Annotated in this window: 1 protein-coding gene; it reads right to left on the reverse strand. The window is 33.0% G+C overall.

Features of this window, described 5'->3' with window-relative positions; all coding sequences use genetic code 11:
- The coding region (locus SB752_RS32380) for a glycosyltransferase (RefSeq protein ID WP_410719494.1) at positions 1 to 276 on the reverse strand (276 nt) is incomplete at both ends.

A 276-nucleotide genomic window follows, 5' to 3' on the forward strand; every position in this document is an offset into this window, starting at 1 on the left:
GGGCGAAAGGTATCAAACCAATTCCTGATTTTATTGTATTCTGTTCCTGATCCAATTACAACAAAAAAAGCCCTCTCATCATCTGATTTTGCCTTTAGAGTTTCTATAAGAAAGTCAATTCCTTGCGGTTTCCCAAGATTCCCACCATATATGAAGGTCTTTTTATCATTTGGTATACCATACTTTATTTTTATCTCTCTTTTCTCGTTATCCGTCATCTCAACAAAAGGTACTAATTCAATAGAATTTGGGTTAATTTCTATTTTTTCTTCTGAT

The organism is Brevibacillus sp. SIMBA_040 (assembly GCF_046535075.1).
In the GTDB taxonomy this organism is placed as follows: domain Bacteria; phylum Bacillota; class Bacilli; order Brevibacillales; family Brevibacillaceae; genus Brevibacillus.